The sequence below is a fragment of the Pseudorhizobium xiangyangii genome, from assembly GCF_020531965.1.
GTDB lineage: Bacteria > Pseudomonadota > Alphaproteobacteria > Rhizobiales > Rhizobiaceae > Neorhizobium > Neorhizobium xiangyangii.
Map to the genome: position 1 here is coordinate 49,740 of NZ_JAJAWH010000005.1, position 16,209 is coordinate 65,948.

Genomic DNA, 16,209 nt, shown 5'->3' on the forward strand with positions numbered 1-16,209 from the left:
GGCATAGTCCCATTTGTCCAATTCCCCGCACCCACAAAACGAATGGAGCTGTTCATGGCAATCGCGAGAGGCTATGCCGCTACCGACGCATCCAAACCTCTAACACCCTTCACGTTCGAACGGCGCGAGCCGAATGACGACGACGTCGTTATCGACATCAAGTTTGCCGGCATTTGCCATTCGGACATCCACACCGTCCGCAACGAGTGGCACAACGCCGTCTACCCGATCGTTCCCGGCCACGAGATCGCCGGCATCGTGACTGCCATCGGCTCGAAGGTTACGAAATTCAAAGTCGGCGACCGCGTCGGCGTCGGTTGCTTCGTCGATAGCTGCGTCGGCTGCGCCAGCCGCGACCTCGACCGCGAGCAGTACATGCCGGGTCTGGTCCTGACCTACAACAGCGTCGAGGCTGACGGCAAGACGGCGACCCAGGGCGGCTATTCCGACCATATCGTCGTCAAGCAAGACTATGTCCTGTCGATCCCGGAAAACCTGCCGCTCGACGCGTCCGCCCCGCTGCTATGCGCCGGCATCACGCTCTATTCGCCGCTGCGCCACTGGAATGCCGGCCCCGGCAAGAAGGTCGCAATCGTCGGCATGGGTGGGCTCGGCCATATGGGCGTCAAGCTCGGCGCGGCGATGGGCGCGGATATCACCGTCCTCTCCCAGACATTGTCCAAGAAGGACGACGGCCTGAAGCTCGGCGCCAGGGAATATTATGCGACCAGCGACGCCGAAACCTTCACGAAGCTGGCCGGCACATTCGATCTGATCATCTGCACGGTCGGCGTCGCCATCGACTGGAACCAGTATCTCGGGCTCCTGAAGATCGACGGGACCATGGTCGTCGTCGGCGCCCCGGAACATCCGGTGCCGGTCCACGCATTCTCCCTCATTCCCGGCCGCAAGAGCATTTCCGGCTCGACGATAGGCTCGATCAAGGAAACCCAGGAAATGCTGGACTTCTGCGGCGAGAACGACATCGTCTCCGAGATTGAGACGATCAACATACAGCAGGTCAACGAAGCCTATGAGCGCGTCCTGAAGAGCGACGTCCGCTACCGTTTCGTCATCGACATGGCGTCGCTGGCGGCCTGACGACCGGCATCAACGAAAGCACAAAGGGCGGCCGCTTCGGTCGCCCTTTTCCGTTCACGCCAGCCCGCTCTCGTCGTACACCTTCCGCGCGTCCTTGATGGAAGCGTGATTGGCGGCAGCCCATTCCAGGACCTTCGACAGTGGCTCGAACAGCGAACTGCCGAGCGGCGTCATCCGATACTCGACGCTCGGCGGCTTCGTCGGAAACACCGTCCGCTCGATATAGCCGTCCCGCTGCAGGTCGCGCAGCGTCTGCGTCAGCATACGCTGCGAAATATCCGGCACCATCCTCCGCAACTCGCCGAACCGATGCGGCTTTGCCGCCAGTGCCTCGAACAGCAGGGTCGACCACTTTCCGGAAATCTGGTTCATCACGTCACGCACCGGGCAATTGCCTGCGTCCCAATCACTCCGCTCGCCATCGTTATTCGCACTAAAGGAAGCCGATTGGCTGTGCGCCGCTGCGGTCATGGGTGGTTCCCTTTTGGTAACAATCTCCCGGAAACCTGCCTTCTTTACAGATCCTCGTCAAATCCTTTTATAGTGCTAGTCTCTTTTTGAGACCATACTAGAAGATCTGGAGAAGACTAATGACAAGATTGTTCGTTACCGGCGCCAACGGCCATCTCGGACGTGCCGTTCTACGTCACCTTCTGGAGACAAAAGGGGCCGCACCGGCTGAACTCGTAGCTGGGAGCCGCGATCCGTCGAAGCTCGCCGAGCTTACAGCTCGTGGTATCGAAGCCCGCAAGGCCGACTTCGACGATTACGAAAGCTTGGTAAACGCATTCACCGGTCTGGACCGCGTCCTTATCATTTCCACCGACGAACTGGCCTCCCCCGGCAAACGTATCACGCAGCATCGGAATGCCGTGGCGGCAGCCGTTGAGGCCGGCGTAAAGCACCTCGTCTACACCTCGATGCCAAACCCTGACCGCTCTCTTGTCAGCTTCGCTCCGGATCACCTTGGAACCGAAGAGGCGATCAAGGCTAGCGGGCTGAATTACACGATCCTGCGCAACGCATGGTATTCCGACAACTACTTCGCTTCGATGCCGCACAATCTCGCATCCGGTCAATGGTTCACCGCGATGGGCGATGGCAGAGTGTCGAACATCTCGAGAGATGACTGCGCAAAGGCCGCAGCGGTCGCGCTCACCAATCCACCAGCCGGAAACCAGACGCTCACGCTCACCGGGCCGCAAGCCCTCGCCGCATCCGAGATCGCCGCACTGCTATCGGAAGTCACTGGCAAGCCGCTTTCTGTGGTCCCCGTTTCGGACGAGCAACTGGCGCAGGGGATAAGGGCCGCAGGCCTTCCCGACTTCGTCGTCTCGATGCTGGTCTCCGCCGACGCCAACATTCGCGCAGGCAATTTCGACCTTGTCACCGACGATTTCGAGACGCTGACAGGCGCCGAGCCGCAAACCCTCAGGAACTTTCTTACGGAGCATCGCTCCAGATTTTCCTGAACCCAACGCGGGCGCCTATTCAGGCGTCCGCACGGCCTATTCTGCGTAATCGACCGGCAACGCGTGTCCGCTCTTCAGGATTTCCATGGAAATGAAGGCGGATACGTCGAAAAGCTCGATCCGTTTCACAAGGCGGCGATAGACGACATCATAGTGCTCGACCCGGGGCAGCACCACCTTGAGGATGTAGTCGTAACTGCCGGTCAGGCGATGCGCCTCGACGATCTCGCCTATATCGCTGATCGCCTTGCGGAAACTCTCGATCCAGTCATCCGAATGGTGCGCCGTCTTTATCAGCGCGAACACGGTCGTCGGCACGCCGATGCGTTCGCGATCAAGCACCGCGATGCGCCGTTCGACGTAGCCCGCCTCCTCCAGCTTCTGAATCCGCCGCGAACAGGCAGAGGCCGACAGCGCCACCTGATCCGCCACCTCGGCCACCGGCAACGTGGCGTCCTTCTGCAATAAATCGAGGATTCGGCGATCACGCTCGTCAAGCATCACAATTGTCTCCGTTCTCGAATTGAAACTGCACGATATGCCATTTTCATGCAATCGACGTGCGCGAATCATTTCTCTGGCAACCGCAAACGCATGCAATCCACTGCCGGTCCGCGTTATCATTTCCTCCAACTGCAGAAGGAAAAAGACATGAAGACGATTGGCCTGATTGGCGGCATGAGCTTCGAAAGCACAGCGGTCTACTACCGAATCATCAACGAGCTGGTCCGCGAACGCCTGGGCGGCCTGGCCTCCGCAGACGTCGTCCTTCATTCCGTTAACTTCGCCGAGATCGTCGCGCTGCAAAAGGCCGGTCGCTGGGACCTCGCGGCCGAAACCCTGACGGAGAGCGCCAGGCGCCTGGAAGACGCCGGCGCGGACTGCGTGCTGATCTGCACCAACACCATGCACCTGATCGCCCCGGACGTCGCGGCAGGCGTATCGGTACCTCTGATTCATATCATCGACGAGACGGCCGCCGCTCTTCTCGACCGAGGGCTCAAGCGCCCCCTCCTGCTGGCGACGCGCTACACGATGGAGCACGGCTTTTATGCCGAGCGCATGCGGACGTTCGGCATAGACGTCATGGTCCCAGATGGCGAGGGCCGCGGCGCAATGCACGACATCATATTCGACGAGCTTTGCGCCGGTATCGTTCGCGACGCCTCGCGTGACACGGCCATCGCACTGATCGAAGTAGCAAAAGCTGCGGGTGCCGACAGCATTATCCTCGGCTGCACCGAAATATGCATGCTGCTCGACCCTCAGGACCTGCCACTCCCCGGCATCGATTCGACCACGGTCCATGCGCGCGCCGCGGTGGAATTTGCGTTGGCGCGTCAGGAAGGCCTGCTCGCTGCCGAGTAAATGCAGGGGTCAACGCTCGCTCTTGAGCGTCTCCTTCTGGGTAATCAGGCGTGCGCTGTGCTGCCCGGACAGATAGATCCACAGCCAGCTCCACGCCACTGCAAGCCGTGACCGGGTGCCGATCAGGAAGTAGATGTGAGCCAGTCCCCATATCCACCAGGCAAGGCCGCCCTTCAGCTTGATCCGGCCGAAGTCGATGACCGCCGCCCGCTTGCCGATGGTGGCAAGGCTCCCCTGATGCCGGTAGCGGAACGGGCCAGGCGCCGCCTTGCCGCCGAGCCGCGAGCGGATCACTTTTGCCACATAGGCGCCCTGTTGCTTGGCCGCCGGGGCGATACCCGGCACCGGCTTGCCGTCGTCTTGCATCACGAGTGCGGTGTCGCCGATGACGAAGACATTCTCGTCCCCTTCGATCGTGAGATCGGATTTCACAATCGCCCGACCGGCACGATCCGCCGGCACGTCGAGCCACTTGGCGGCCGGTGATGCCTGCACGCCGGCGGCCCATATGACTGTCCGGCAGGCGACGAAGCTGTCACCGATCGTGACGCCCTCCTCGCTGATCGCCGTGACCGGCTGCCCCAGGCGCACTTCGACACCAAGTTTCTCCAACGATGCCTTGGCATAGGCCGACAGATCCTCGGAGAATGTAGGCAGGACACGCGGGCCGGCTTCAACCAGCAGGACGCGAGTTCGGGTCGTGTCAATCTTGCGGAATTCCGGCGGCAGGATGGCATTGGCCAGTTCCGCAATCATGCCGGCCAGCTCGACCCCGGTTGGTCCGGCCCCGATGATCACGAAAGTCAGCAGCGCGTCGAGTTCGGAGGTTTTCACCGCAGATTCCGCCTGCTCGAAGGCAAGCAGCACGCGACGGCGGATCGTGGTCGCATCCTCGAGCGTCTTCAGGCCGGGTGCTACGTCCTCCCATTCGTCCCTTCCGAAATAGGCGTGACGAGCGCCAGTGGCGAGAACCAGCGTATCATAGGGGACGGACTGGCCGGACCTCAAGGTAACCGTCTTCGTACCCCGATCAACGCCCACAACCTCATTCAGCAGCGTGGTCACCTCCTTGCGGTCGCGGTACAGCCGCCGGATCGGCCAGGCGATTTCGGATGTTGCAAGAACGGTGGTCGCGACCTGATAGAGAAGCGGCTGGAAGAGATGGTGGTTGCGGCGGTCGATCAGCGTGATTTCGACATCGGCGCCGTCAAGTCCATGCACGAGCTGGAGACCCCCGAATCCCCCTCCGACGACGACGACCTTATGCTTTCCCACAACGATGCTTCCTGAACGAGAATGGCCGGCAACTCATGCTGCAGGTGTGCAACATTGATCTGTCTTGGCATTCGTCAACTCTTGAAACGGCGTCAGATTTCCTGGCCGCAGGCGCGGCGGAAGCGCCGCACCGTCTCCGCCATCCCAAATTCGAGAGCATCCGCAGTCAGGCCGTGCCCGATCGAGACTTCCGCGAGAGAAGGAATACGCTTCACCAGAGCCGGCAGGTTGGCAACCGTCAGGTCGTGCCCGGCATTGACGCCAAGACCCTCGGCATGGGCGGCATCCGCCGTCCGCCCGAGCTTCTCGATGATCCCCACAGCGCGCTCCGTATGATCGAAGCAGCCGCCATAGGGGCCGGTATAGAGCTCTATCCTGTCGGCACCCGTGGCCTTTGCCAGCCTGACCGCCTCCACGTCACCGTCACCGTCAGCGAACAGCGAGACACGCATGCCCCTCGCCTTAAGCCGCGCGACGATGGGCTTCAGCATCTCGCCCTGAGCGCGAAAGTCGAAACCGTGATCCGACGTTGCCTGTGCGGGATCGTCCGGGACCAGCGTCACCTGCTCCGGCTCGGCACGCTCGCAAAGTTCCAGAAAATCCTCGCTCGGATAGCCTTCGATGTTGAACTCCGCCTGCGGGAATTCGTCATCGATCAGTGCCCGGATGACCGGCAGATCGGAAAAGCGGACATGCCGCTGGTCGGGCCGCGGATGCACCGTTAGGCCGCTGGCACCCGCCTGCAGCGCAATGCGGCCCAGATGCTCGAGGCTCGGCCACGGCAGGTCGCGACGGTTGCGCAGCATGGCGATGGCATTGATGTTGACCGAAAGCTTGGTGGGCATGGCGAGCCGTCCGTGTAAAACGATGTTCCCTGCTTAGTCCAAGCTCGCCTCGAAGGCCAACCGCTTTCGCAACTCCAACCATTGAAACTTTTGATGAGACGCTTACCGAACGATGGTCAGCGTCTCCGCCGCACGGGTAATCGCCGTATAGAGCCAGCGCTCGCGGGTATCGCGAAACGCCCAGCTCTCGTCGAACAATACAACATTGTTCCACTGCGAGCCCTGCGCCTTGTGCACGGTAAGCGCATAGCCGTAATCGAACTCGTCGTATCGCTTGCGCGTCGACCAGGGGATTTCGCCGTCGACATTCTCGAAGGACTGCTTCAGCAGCTTGATCTTCGCAGCACCGCGATCCATGTCGTCGTCTTCCGGTCGGATCATCAGGTTGATGCCCGGCTTCACCGTTTCCCTGGAAGAACTCATCACCTGCCAGAGCGAGCCGTTGAGCAGGCCCTTGGCCGGATCATTGCGCAGGCAGACCAGCTTGTCGCCGGACTGCGGATATTCCGTTGCAAAACCCTTCAGTTCGCGAAGCCGGTGATTGTAGCGCTTTCGCGTCTTGTTGGTGCCGACCAGCACCTGGTCGGCCTCGAGCACCAGCTCCTGGTTCACGTCGTGGCGCGAAATCACCTTGGCGGTACCGTAGTCGCCGTGCATGATCTCGTTGCCTTCGCGGACGTTCATCGCAAGCTGGATGATCGGGTTGTCACGCGCCTGCCGATGGATATCGGTCAGGAGATAGTCGGGCTCCTGCTCGGTGAAGAAACCGCCGCCCGTAACCGGTGGAAGCTGTCCGGGGTCGCCGAGCACCAGGATCGGCGTGCCGAAGCTCATCACGTCGCGACCGAGCTGCTCGTCAACCATCGAGCACTCGTCGATCACGATCAGCGCAGCCTTTGCCAGCGGGCTCTGGCGGTTGATGGAGAACATCGGCGAGACGGACGTCTTGCCCGTCTCCTCGTTCTCAACCTCTTCCTCGCCGCGTGGCCGATAGATCAGGGAATGGATCGTCCTGGCATTCTTCGCGCCACGCGATCGTAGCACCTGTGCCGCCTTGCCGGTGAAGGCGGCGAACAGCACGTCGCCGTCGACATGCTCCGCGAAATACTTGGCGAGCGTCGTCTTGCCGGTGCCGGCATAGCCAAACAGCCTGAAAACCTGCTGGCGTCCGTCCTTCAGCCAGCGTGAAACGGCTTGAAGGGCCTCATCCTGTTGCGGTGCAAATTGCATCCCCTCTCTTGGCAGGATTCGAGGACCTGCGGCAAGAACAAATGCAGAAAATATGACTTTCGTGAACAGCTTGTCCGGTCAATCACTTCGTCGCAGAGGAATGAATACGGGTTATCTCAGCATCGGCCAGAGGCTGATCACGAGCAACAGGGCCATTGTGATGTTGAACCATTTCAAACGCACCGGCACCGATAGCCAGTCGCGAAGTGCCGAACCGAAGCCGGCCCAGGTGGAGACACTCGGCAGGTTCACCAACGCGAAGGCAACGCCGACGAGAAGGACCGTCGGGATGTAATAGGCGGGATTTGTGTAGGTCGCCATCGCGGTGACGGCCATGACCCATGCCTTGGGATTGACCCACTGAAAGGCCGCCGCGCCGAGGAAGGTCATCGGTCTGGCACCCGCACTTCCTTCCGAAAGGCTGCGCGAGGTGCCGATCTTCCAGGCAATCCAGACCAGATAGGCGCCGCCGGCGAACTTCAGCACCGTATAGACCAGCGGCACGCTCTGCATCAGCGCGCCGAGCCCCAGCCCGACCCCTATCAACAGCGACAGGAACCCGACGCCGATCCCCAGCATGTGCGGAATGGTGCGGCGAAACCCAAAGTTCACACCGGAGGCAAACAGCATCATGTTGTTCGGTCCGGGCGTTATCGAGGTCGTAAAGGCGAACAGGACCAAAGCCAGAAATGTGTCCAGCGGCATGAAGTCTCCCAGACGGCAATAGTTTGATTGTCAACAACGCCATCTCGTTCAGTGCCACTAGTTTTGGCGGATGACGCAGGACAGGTTTAGGCCCAAATCCGGGCCTCATCAAGCGGCCTTGGCAGCTTGCCGGTACGCCTTATCTATTCTCGACCCTTGCAAATCCGGAAGCGACTTCATGACTGACGACACTCTTCCCACAGTCACCCTTAGAAACGGCGTCTCCCTGCCTGCGCTGGGCCTCGGCACATGGCAGATGGGAGAGGATCGCCGGCTGGCCGAAAAGGAGACCGATGCGCTGAAGCACGGCATCGACATCGGCCTGACGCTCATCGATACGGCCGAGATGTATGGCGAAGGCGCAGCCGAGGAAATTGTCGGGCAGGCCATAGAGGGACGCCGGCAGGACCTCTTTCTCGTCAGCAAGGTCTACCCCTGGAACGCCAGCCATGAAGGCACGATCGCCGCCTGCGAACGCAGCCTGAGGCGGATGAAGACGGACCATATCGACCTCTATCTCCTTCACTGGCGTGGCGAGCATTCGCTGGAGGAGACGGTCGGTGCCTTCGAGGAGCTTCGCCGGCAGGGAAAGATCGGCGCCTGGGGGGTATCGAACTTCGACCTCGGCGACATGGAGGAGCTTCTGGCGCTGCCCGATGGCATCAACTGCGCCGTCAATCAGGTGCTCTACAACCTCTCCCGCCGCGGTATCGAATACGACCTATTGCCATGGTGCCAGGAGCGCGGCATTGCGGTCATGGCCTATTCTCCTATCGAACAGGGCCGCCTTGCCCGCAACGACGCGCTGATCCACATCGCCGAGGCCTATCAGGCGACGCCGGCACAGATCGCGCTGGCCTTCCTCCTGGAGCGGGACGGCGTGATCGCCATCCCGAAATCGTCTCGCCCCGAACGGGTCACCGAGAACCGCCAGGCGGCATCGATCGAGCTGACGGACGAGGATCTCGACGCCCTGGACGCCGCCTTCCCGCCACCCAACCAGTCGATACCGCTGGAGATGATCTAGACCTTCGACTTACATGCCCTGCGGGCCGCGATTCATCGCGGCGATGCCCGTGCGGCAGATCTCGATCAGGCCGAGCGGCTTGAGGATCGCCACGAACTGGTCGATCTTCGACGACTTGCCGGTGATCTCCAGGACGAAATGCTCGACCGTCGCGTCGACCACCTTGGCCTGGAAGGCGTCGGCCAGACGCAGCGTTTCTGCACGATGTTCGCCGGAACCGACGACCTTGATCAGGGCAACTTCCCGTTCGATCGGCCGTTCCTGTCCCAGGTCCTTGGCGCGGACCGTCAGGTCCACCACCCGGTGCACCGGCACGATCCGCTCCAGTTGCGCCTTGATCTGCTCCAGAACGGACGGCGTGCCGCGCGTGACGATGGTGATGCGCGAAAGGTGCGCTTCGTGCTCGGTCTCGGATACGGTCAGGCTTTCGATATTGTAGCCCCGGCCGGAAAAGAGGCCGATGACGCGAGCGAGCACGCCCGGCTCATTGCTGACGAGAACCGAAAGCGTATGGTTTTCCGCCTTGGCGGTTTCCGGCGTGATGAAGTAGGCGGAGCCGGTCGGTTGTTGATGGGCATTCATTGCTTTGTGTCCGTTAATTCAGGATTTGCTTCAACAAGACGGCTCGATCAGACGAGCTGCCGACCCCTGGCATCTATGGCATTGGCAACTGCTTCGTCGGTAGCCTCGTCAGGCAACAGCATCTCGTTATGCGCCTTGCCGGACGGGATCATCGGAAAGCAGTTGGCGAGGTTTGCAACACGGCAGTCGAAGATGACCGGCCTGTTCACCGCGATCATCTCCTCGATCTTGCCATCCAATTCCGCGGGCTTGTCGCAATATATGCCGACTGCGCCGTAGGCTTCAGCAAGCTTAACGAAATCCGGCATCGCCTCGGTGTAGGAGTTAGACAGGCGGTTGCCGTGGAGCAACTGCTGCCACTGGCGGACCATCCCCATGTACTGGTTGTTCAGGATGAAAATCTTGACCGGCAGATTGTGCTGGATGGCGCAGGACATTTCCTGAATGCACATCTGGATTGAGGCATCTCCGGCAATGTCGATAACCAGGGCTTCCGGATGCGCAACCTGAACGCCGATGGCAGCAGGCAGGCCGTAACCCATGGTACCGAGACCACCCGAGGTCAGCCAGTGGTGAGGCTCCTCGAAACCGAAGAACTGCGCCGCCCACATCTGGTGCTGGCCGACTTCGGTGGTGATGTACGTGTCCCTGCCCTTCGACAGTTCATAGAGCCGCTGGATGGCGTATTGCGGCATGATCACGTCACTGGATGGCTTGTAGGCGAAGGAGTTGCGTGCGCGCCAACGCTCGATATTGCTCCACCACTCCTGCGTCTGGCTCTTTTCCGGCTTCTTGGGCAGCGCCCGCCACAGACGAACCATGTCCTCCATAACCTGGCCGACATCGCCGATGATCGGCACGTCGACGCGAACATTCTTGTTGATCGAAGACGGATCGATATCGACGTGGATCTTGTGAGAATTCGGCGAAAACGCGTTCAACCGGCCGGTGATGCGGTCGTCGAAGCGCGCGCCGATGCACACCATGACGTCGCAATCGTGCATCGCCATGTTTGCTTCGTAGGAACCGTGCATGCCAAGCATACCGAGCCAGTTCTTACCCGATGCGGGGTAGGTTCCGAGACCCATCAACGTCGACGTGATCGGAAAGCCCGTCAGTTCCACCAGTTCCCGCAGCAGGCGCGAAGCCTCCGGACCGGAATTGACGACACCGCCACCCGTGTAGAAGACAGGTCGACGGGCCGTCGCCATCAATTCGATCGCAGCCTGGATCGCCTTGATATCGCCCTGCACCACCGGCTTGTAGCTGCTGTTTACCGGTGTCTCGCCGGGCGGCGTATAGGTTCCGGTCGCGAACTGGATGTCCTTCGGGACATCGACGACGACCGGTCCCGGACGACCCGTCTGGGCGATCCTGAAGGCCTCGTGGATGACTCCCGCCAGTTCGTTCACGTCCTTCACCAGCCAGTTGTGCTTGGTGCAGGGACGGGTGATCCCGACGGTATCGCATTCCTGGAAGGCGTCAGAGCCGATCAGCGTGGTTGGAACCTGACCGGAGATGCAGACGAGAGGAACTGAATCCATCAGCGCGTCCTGCAGCGGCGTCACTGCATTGGTGGCACCCGGACCGGAGGTGACCAACATGACCCCGACCTTGCCGGTGGAGCGCGCATAGCCCTCGGCAGCATGTCCTGCGCCCTGCTCGTGGCGCACGAGGATGTGCTGGATATCGTCCTGCTGGAAGATCTCATCATAGATCGGCAGGACAGCACCACCCGGATATCCGAAGATATGCTCCACCCCGTTGTCCTTCAGCGCCCTCAGAACGATCTCCGCGCCCGTCATCTGATTGTTGCTATCCGTCATGTCCCAGTCCATTCGCTGCTGATGTCTGCTTTACCGTGATCGAGGCATAAAAAAAGGCCCCTTTGAGGAGCCTGTCTTTCCGCGCATGGGTGGCTAACGCCGGATGGTTAAACCATCCTGCCCATGCGCGCTCCCACCACAATAAGTGCGTTCGAAATCTTCATGGGAATGAGTGTTAGACAGATAATTGCGTACAGTCAACGCAACTTGTACCAAAAATTACCGACAATGGCGCATGCGCCGGCTCCACATCTCCGCGGCACCGCTACACCACTTATTAAACCGGCTGCGCTACTGTTTTGGCAGGTCAGCGGTCTGAGAGGTCCGCAAACGCTTCCGCCAACCTGATGATGAGGCGACACTTTGCTCAACAACGACCTGCACCGTTCCGTATCGGCTGGCGAGCATGACCGCCGCGACACTGATAAGCCCGGAAATCGCATGCTGGGCCGCGTCGTCGCCTGCAACGGCGCACGTGCGACGATTGCAGCCGTTGCCGAGAAAGGCGAAACCAATCTCACGGAGCTCTGGTCCGTCGGCCGCCTGATCTCGATCACCGTCGGCAGGAACCGGGTCGTGGCGCTCGCCTATGCCATAAAGACGGAATCGGACACCTGGGCCGATCAGGAAAACAATGACTTCCGGATTGAAGCTGAGCTTCTGGGCGAAGTTCGCGTCGGCCCCGACGGCCGTGAGGAATTCTCCAGCGGCATTTCCCACTATCCGTACCTCGGAGCCATCGCCCACCGCATTCGCTCCTCTGACCTTTTGCGCATCTACGACGCCGGCAAGAATGACACCTGCGTCATCGGCAAGCTCACGCAGGACAAGAGCATCGATGCGGCGATCCACGTCCCTTCGATGCTGTCGAAGCATTTCGCGATCGTCGGATCGACGGGGGTCGGCAAATCGACAGCCGTCTCACTCATCCTCCACAAGGCGATAGAATCCGATCCGAAGCTGCGTGTGCTCATCCTTGACCCGCACAACGAGTTTGCTGCTGCCTTCCCCGATCACTCGGTCGTCATCGACACAGAAACCCTGGACCTGCCGTTCTGGCTGATGAAGCTCGAGGAGTTTACGGAAGTCCTCTACCGCGGCCGGGTGGCGATCGCCGATGAACTGGACATCCTTCGCGACCTGATTCCGGAGGCCAAGCGCGCCTTCCGCGGCGGGGATTCGAGCCTGATGCGCCGGACGACCGAGAAAAGCTCGATCACCGCAGACACGCCTGTGCCCTATCGCATGGCGGACCTGCTGGCACTGATCGACGAGCGCATCGGCCGCCTGGAAGGCCGTGGCGAGAAACCGGTCCTGCGTTCGCTGAAGATGCGGATCATTTCGGCCATCAACGACCCGCGCTATCACTTCATGTTCTCCAACAATACGATCCAAGACACGATCATGGAGACCATCGCGCATATCTTCCGCATCCCGGGCGGAGATAGACCGATATGCACATTCCAGCTGGCCGGCATCCCTTCCGAGGTCGTCAACTCGGTTGCCTCCATTCTATGCCGCATGGCCTTCGAACTCGCACTGTGGAGCAATGGCGCCATCCATATGCTCGTCGTCTGCGAGGAAGCCCACCGCTACGTTCCCGCCGATTCCGAGCGAGGCTTTTTCCCGACGCGGCAGGCCATATCGAGGATAGCGAAGGAGGGTCGCAAATACGGCGTATCGCTCGGGATTATCACCCAGCGCCCGGGCGAGCTCGACCAGACAATCCTCTCGCAGTGCTCTACCCTGTTTGCCATGCGGCTCGCGAACGATCGCGACCAGGAAATCATCCGCTCCGCCATTCCCAACTCTTCCATCTCGACGCTGAGCTTCCTGTCGTCGCTCGGCAATGGAGAAGCGATCGCGTTCGGCGAGGCAATTTCGGTGCCCATGCGCCTGCAGTTTGCCCGGGTTGAAGACAAGCACCTTCCGAAAGCACATGGCGTACTCGACAAGGGCTCCGAAGAAACACCGGATACGATCGACCTCCGCAACATCGTGGCGCGCATGCGCTCGGTGACTGGCCCCGATATCAACGCGTTCAAGCAGGGCTACGAGCAATCCGAATTTTTCGACACGATGGGTTCCGCGGGCAGTGAAGACACACCGGACGTCTGCGGCGACAGCGATCTGGATCGCTGGGCCCGTAGCGTCAACGAGCCCTCGCTCACAACGGGCGCCGGATCACCGGAGCCTTATCGCCCCGACATGCTGCCTCGCTCGAGCCCGGCCTCCACATTTGCGCCGTCTGCCGCACTGGCCCGGGAAAATCCAACTGAGCGGCAGCAGCCTGCCTATCGTGCGTTCGGAGGCGAAAGTGGCATTCACCCGCCGCAGCCACTGCGCCGCGAAGGCTCGTTGCGCGACACTCTCCTGAAAAAGCCGCTGAGCAGCCTCTACGACAAGGGGTAAGGCTTGCTCGGATCGATCCGCACCCAGGTGTCATCCATCTGGTTGCGGAACCATGTCATCTGCCGCTTGGCATATTGCCGGGTCAGCGCCGATGCCCGCTCGACGACCTCCTGCGGTGTCATGCGACCTTCGAGCATATCCGAAATCTGGGTGACGCCAATCGCCTTCATCGCCGGCACGTCCGGATTGGGATTCTGGGACACCAGCAATTTCACCTCCTCGACCGCACCACTGTCGAACATCGATTCGAAGCGTCGGCCGATCCTGTCGCGCAGGACGTTCCTATCGGGAAGAACGACAAACTTTCGCGCATTGGCCGGATCGATCACCATCGGCCCAGGCTTTCCCTGAAAGTGCGCAATCGAGTGGCCGGTCTCTTCCAGGACTTCAAGCGCCCGCACGATCCTCTGCCCGTCCGATGGCTGAAGCATGGCGGCAACGCCCGGGTCGCGCGCCGCCAATTCCGCATGCAGCGTCGCGGCGCCTTCTTCCTTCATTCTGAGACGGACGTGGCAGCGGATATCCTGCGATATCTCCGGCATGTCCGACAGTCCGCCGGTCAAAGCCTTGAAATAGAGGCCTGTGCCGCCGACGAAGATCGGCAGCCTGCCTTCCGCCCGAAGACGGGGCAGCAGTGCCGAGACGTCGCGCAACCACTCGCCGGTCGAATGGGCGCGCGTGGCCGGCACATGGCCGTAGAGGTGATGCGGGAGGCCTTCCATCTCCTCTTCTGACGGGCGCGCCGTCAGGACGCGGAGCGTGTCATAGACCTGCATGCTGTCAGCATTGATCACGGCGCCGCCTGCCTCGGCAGCAAGCCGCAAGGCCAGTGCCGACTTGCCGCTGGCGGTCGGTCCCGTTATCAGGATCGCATCATAGTCTCTTGCAAGGTCGTTCATATGGCTTTCGTTGCCACGCTCATTGCCCATCCGTCAAATCCTGTCCTCACGTCGTCCCTCGGTGAAAGCGCTGCTGAAGCCGTGAATGCCGGTGGTCTTTACTGGCTGGCGGACGGAATCGCGTGCGATATCGTCCTGCGCGACGACGCCGACGTTCAGGCGGCGGAAGCCAACCTCCAGGCTGTCATTGCGGGAAAGCCCGTCGATCTCATCATTCAGGAGGCGGAAACACGCCGCAAGAAATTCCTGATCGCAGACATGGATTCGACCATGATCGGCCAGGAATGCATCGACGAACTTGCCGATGTCGTCGGCCTCAAGGACCAGGTTGCCACAATCACCGCGCGGGCCATGAACGGCGAGATCGCGTTCGAGCCCGCACTGCGCGAGCGGGTCGCCCTCTTGAAGGGCCTGCCGCTTTCCGTCGTCGATGACGTCATCGCCAAGCGCATCACGCTCACCTCCGGCGGACCGGAACTCATCGCCACGATGAAGTCGAAGGGCTTTTACACCGCTCTGGTCTCCGGCGGCTTTACGGTCTTCACCAACCCGATCGCCGCGAATCTCGGTTTCCACGAGAACCGCGCCAACATCCTCCTTGCCGACGATAACGGCATCCTGACGGGTGAAGTGGCAGAACCGATTCTCGGCAAACAGGCCAAGGTCGATGCCGTGACGGACATTTCTGCGAAACTCGGCATCTCGACCGACGAAGTGATGGCCGTCGGCGATGGCGCCAACGACCTTGGCATGATCCAGCTTGCGGGATCCGGCGTAGCGCTGCACGCCAAGCCGACTGTCGCGGCCCAGGCGCGGATGCGCATCGACAACGGCGACCTGACCGCACTTCTCTACATCCAGGGATACCGCAAGTCGGATTTCGTCACCCCATGACACTGGGCACCCCCCGGATCATCCTCGAAACGGAACGCCTTCTTATCCGCAGCTGGGTTGACGCCGACCGCGATCTCTTCCGCGAGATCAACGCCGATCCGAAGGTCATGGAGTACTTCCCCTTCCGGCGCAGCCACGCGGAATCGGACGCGCTCCTCGACAAGCTCAACGGCTCGATCCGAGAAACCGGCCTCGGATTCTACGCGCTCGAGTTGACGGAAACGGCCGAACCCATCGGCTTCTGCGGCCTGTCGCTCGCCAACATGCCGGAAATATTCCCGAAGGAGACAGTGGAGATCGGCTGGAGGCTCGCCACCCGCTTCTGGGGCAAAGGCTATGTGACGGAGGCGGCCGGCGCCCTCCTCGACTTCGCGTTCGACGAGAAATCCATCCAGGCCGTGCTCGCCTTCGCCGTCGAGCATAACCGGCGCTCGACCGCAGTCATGCAGCGGATCGGCATGAAGCCCTGCCCGCAGATGGATTTCGACCATCCCCGCGTGCCTGACACCCACCCGCTCTTGAAGCGGCATGTAGTTTACGCGGCTGTCTCCAGCCGCGTAACAACCGCCTGAT

The 16,209-nt window shown here is 61.0% G+C and carries 16 protein-coding genes; 7 read left to right on the forward strand and 9 right to left on the reverse strand.

Features of this window, described 5'->3' with window-relative positions; genetic code table 11:
* Positions 1-54 precede the first annotated feature (54 nt).
* Entirely contained in the window at positions 55-1,101 is a 1,047-nt protein-coding gene (locus LH464_RS05715) for an NAD(P)-dependent alcohol dehydrogenase (RefSeq protein WP_226785407.1), read from the forward strand.
* A gap of 54 nt (positions 1,102-1,155) precedes the next feature.
* On the opposite strand, the gene LH464_RS05720 is transcribed toward LH464_RS05715, so the two are convergent.
* Positions 1,156-1,572, reverse strand: coding sequence for a winged helix-turn-helix transcriptional regulator (locus LH464_RS05720; RefSeq protein WP_226785408.1), 417 nt, complete (start codon positions 1,570-1,572; stop codon positions 1,156-1,158).
* Positions 1,573-1,691: 119 nt separating this feature from the next.
* Between LH464_RS05720 and LH464_RS05725 the strand changes: the two genes are divergently transcribed.
* A complete protein-coding gene (locus LH464_RS05725; protein ID WP_226785409.1) occupies positions 1,692-2,573 on the forward strand; it encodes an SDR family oxidoreductase in 882 nt (293 codons plus the stop codon).
* A 36-nt stretch (positions 2,574-2,609) separates the two neighbouring features.
* On the opposite strand, the gene LH464_RS05730 is transcribed toward LH464_RS05725, so the two are convergent.
* Entirely contained in the window at positions 2,610-3,074 is a 465-nt protein-coding gene (locus LH464_RS05730) for an Lrp/AsnC family transcriptional regulator (RefSeq protein WP_226785410.1), read from the reverse strand.
* A 150-nt stretch (positions 3,075-3,224) separates the two neighbouring features.
* Here LH464_RS05730 and LH464_RS05735 point away from each other — a divergent pair, with 150 nt between their 5' ends.
* On the forward strand, positions 3,225-3,941 hold the full coding sequence (locus tag LH464_RS05735) for an aspartate/glutamate racemase family protein (protein ID WP_226785411.1): 717 nt from the start codon (positions 3,225-3,227) through the stop codon (positions 3,939-3,941).
* Positions 3,942-3,950: 9 nt separating this feature from the next.
* Here the strand turns inward: LH464_RS05735 and LH464_RS05740 are convergent, their stop codons facing one another.
* The 4 genes from LH464_RS05740 to LH464_RS05755 form a co-directional block, all read right to left on the reverse strand.
* Positions 3,951-5,216, reverse strand: coding sequence for an NAD(P)/FAD-dependent oxidoreductase (locus LH464_RS05740; RefSeq protein ID WP_226785412.1), 1,266 nt, complete (start codon positions 5,214-5,216; stop codon positions 3,951-3,953).
* Positions 5,217-5,308: 92 nt separating this feature from the next.
* Positions 5,309-6,061 carry a pyridoxine 5'-phosphate synthase gene (locus LH464_RS05745; RefSeq protein ID WP_226785413.1) on the reverse strand — a complete coding sequence of 251 codons (753 nt, stop codon included), beginning with the start codon at positions 6,059-6,061 and terminating at the stop codon, positions 5,309-5,311.
* A gap of 102 nt (positions 6,062-6,163) precedes the next feature.
* Positions 6,164-7,291: an ATP-dependent DNA helicase gene (locus LH464_RS05750; protein WP_226785414.1), complete on the reverse strand. Its 1,128-nt coding sequence runs from the start codon at positions 7,289-7,291 to the stop codon at positions 6,164-6,166.
* A 111-nt stretch (positions 7,292-7,402) separates the two neighbouring features.
* Positions 7,403-7,996, reverse strand: a complete 594-nt coding sequence (locus LH464_RS05755; protein WP_226785415.1) for a LysE family translocator — start codon at positions 7,994-7,996, stop codon at positions 7,403-7,405.
* A gap of 178 nt (positions 7,997-8,174) precedes the next feature.
* On the opposite strand from LH464_RS05755, the gene LH464_RS05760 reads away from it, so the two are divergent.
* Positions 8,175-9,023: an aldo/keto reductase gene (locus LH464_RS05760; protein WP_226785416.1), complete on the forward strand. Its 849-nt coding sequence runs from the start codon at positions 8,175-8,177 to the stop codon at positions 9,021-9,023.
* Between the two features lie 9 nt (positions 9,024-9,032).
* On the opposite strand, the gene ilvN is transcribed toward LH464_RS05760, so the two are convergent.
* Both ilvN and LH464_RS05770 read right to left on the reverse strand, forming a co-directional pair.
* Entirely contained in the window at positions 9,033-9,605 is a 573-nt protein-coding gene (ilvN, locus tag LH464_RS05765) for an acetolactate synthase small subunit (RefSeq protein WP_226785417.1), read from the reverse strand.
* 47 nt (positions 9,606-9,652) lie between these two features.
* Positions 9,653-11,431, reverse strand: a complete 1,779-nt coding sequence (locus LH464_RS05770) for an acetolactate synthase 3 large subunit (protein WP_226785418.1) — start codon at positions 11,429-11,431, stop codon at positions 9,653-9,655.
* A gap of 363 nt (positions 11,432-11,794) precedes the next feature.
* Between LH464_RS05770 and LH464_RS05775 the strand changes: the two genes are divergently transcribed.
* A complete protein-coding gene (locus tag LH464_RS05775) occupies positions 11,795-13,843 on the forward strand; it encodes an ATP-binding protein (protein WP_226785419.1) in 2,049 nt (682 codons plus the stop codon).
* On the opposite strand, the gene miaA is transcribed toward LH464_RS05775, so the two are convergent.
* Positions 13,828-14,742 (reverse strand): tRNA (adenosine(37)-N6)-dimethylallyltransferase MiaA, encoded by a 915-nt coding sequence (miaA, locus tag LH464_RS05780; RefSeq protein ID WP_226785420.1) that lies wholly within the window; start codon positions 14,740-14,742, stop codon positions 13,828-13,830. The two genes, LH464_RS05775 and miaA, sit on opposite strands and share 16 nt — an antisense overlap.
* Between miaA and serB the strand changes: the two genes are divergently transcribed.
* Positions 14,743-15,636 (forward strand): phosphoserine phosphatase SerB, encoded by an 894-nt coding sequence (gene serB, locus LH464_RS05785; RefSeq protein ID WP_226785421.1) that lies wholly within the window; start codon positions 14,743-14,745, stop codon positions 15,634-15,636.
* Positions 15,633-16,208, forward strand: coding sequence for a GNAT family N-acetyltransferase (locus tag LH464_RS05790; protein ID WP_226785422.1), 576 nt, complete (start codon positions 15,633-15,635; stop codon positions 16,206-16,208). Before serB ends, LH464_RS05790 begins: the two co-directional genes overlap by 4 nt.
* Position 16,209: the final 1 nt, after the last annotated feature.

Bases quoted from the DNA above. Each gene is read 5' to 3' on its own strand.
- LH464_RS05715 (WP_226785407.1), top strand. From the start codon at position 55: ATGGCAATCGCGAGAGGCTATGCCGCTACCGACGCATCCAAACCTCTA.
- LH464_RS05720 (WP_226785408.1), bottom strand. From the start codon at position 1,572: ATGACCGCAGCGGCGCACAGCCAATCGGCTTCCTTTAGTGCGAATAAC.
- LH464_RS05725 (WP_226785409.1), top strand. From the start codon at position 1,692: ATGACAAGATTGTTCGTTACCGGCGCCAACGGCCATCTCGGACGTGCC.
- LH464_RS05730 (WP_226785410.1), bottom strand. From the start codon at position 3,074: ATGCTTGACGAGCGTGATCGCCGAATCCTCGATTTATTGCAGAAGGAC.
- LH464_RS05735 (WP_226785411.1), top strand. From the start codon at position 3,225: ATGAAGACGATTGGCCTGATTGGCGGCATGAGCTTCGAAAGCACAGCG.
- LH464_RS05745 (WP_226785413.1), bottom strand. From the start codon at position 6,061: ATGCCCACCAAGCTTTCGGTCAACATCAATGCCATCGCCATGCTGCGC.
- LH464_RS05750 (WP_226785414.1), bottom strand. From the start codon at position 7,291: ATGCAATTTGCACCGCAACAGGATGAGGCCCTTCAAGCCGTTTCACGC.
- LH464_RS05755 (WP_226785415.1), bottom strand. From the start codon at position 7,996: ATGCCGCTGGACACATTTCTGGCTTTGGTCCTGTTCGCCTTTACGACC.
- LH464_RS05760 (WP_226785416.1), top strand. From the start codon at position 8,175: ATGACTGACGACACTCTTCCCACAGTCACCCTTAGAAACGGCGTCTCC.
- ilvN (WP_226785417.1), bottom strand. From the start codon at position 9,605: ATGAATGCCCATCAACAACCGACCGGCTCCGCCTACTTCATCACGCCG.
- LH464_RS05770 (WP_226785418.1), bottom strand. From the start codon at position 11,431: ATGACGGATAGCAACAATCAGATGACGGGCGCGGAGATCGTTCTGAGG.
- miaA (WP_226785420.1), bottom strand. From the start codon at position 14,742: ATGAACGACCTTGCAAGAGACTATGATGCGATCCTGATAACGGGACCG.
- serB (WP_226785421.1), top strand. From the start codon at position 14,743: ATGGCTTTCGTTGCCACGCTCATTGCCCATCCGTCAAATCCTGTCCTC.
- LH464_RS05790 (WP_226785422.1), top strand. From the start codon at position 15,633: ATGACACTGGGCACCCCCCGGATCATCCTCGAAACGGAACGCCTTCTT.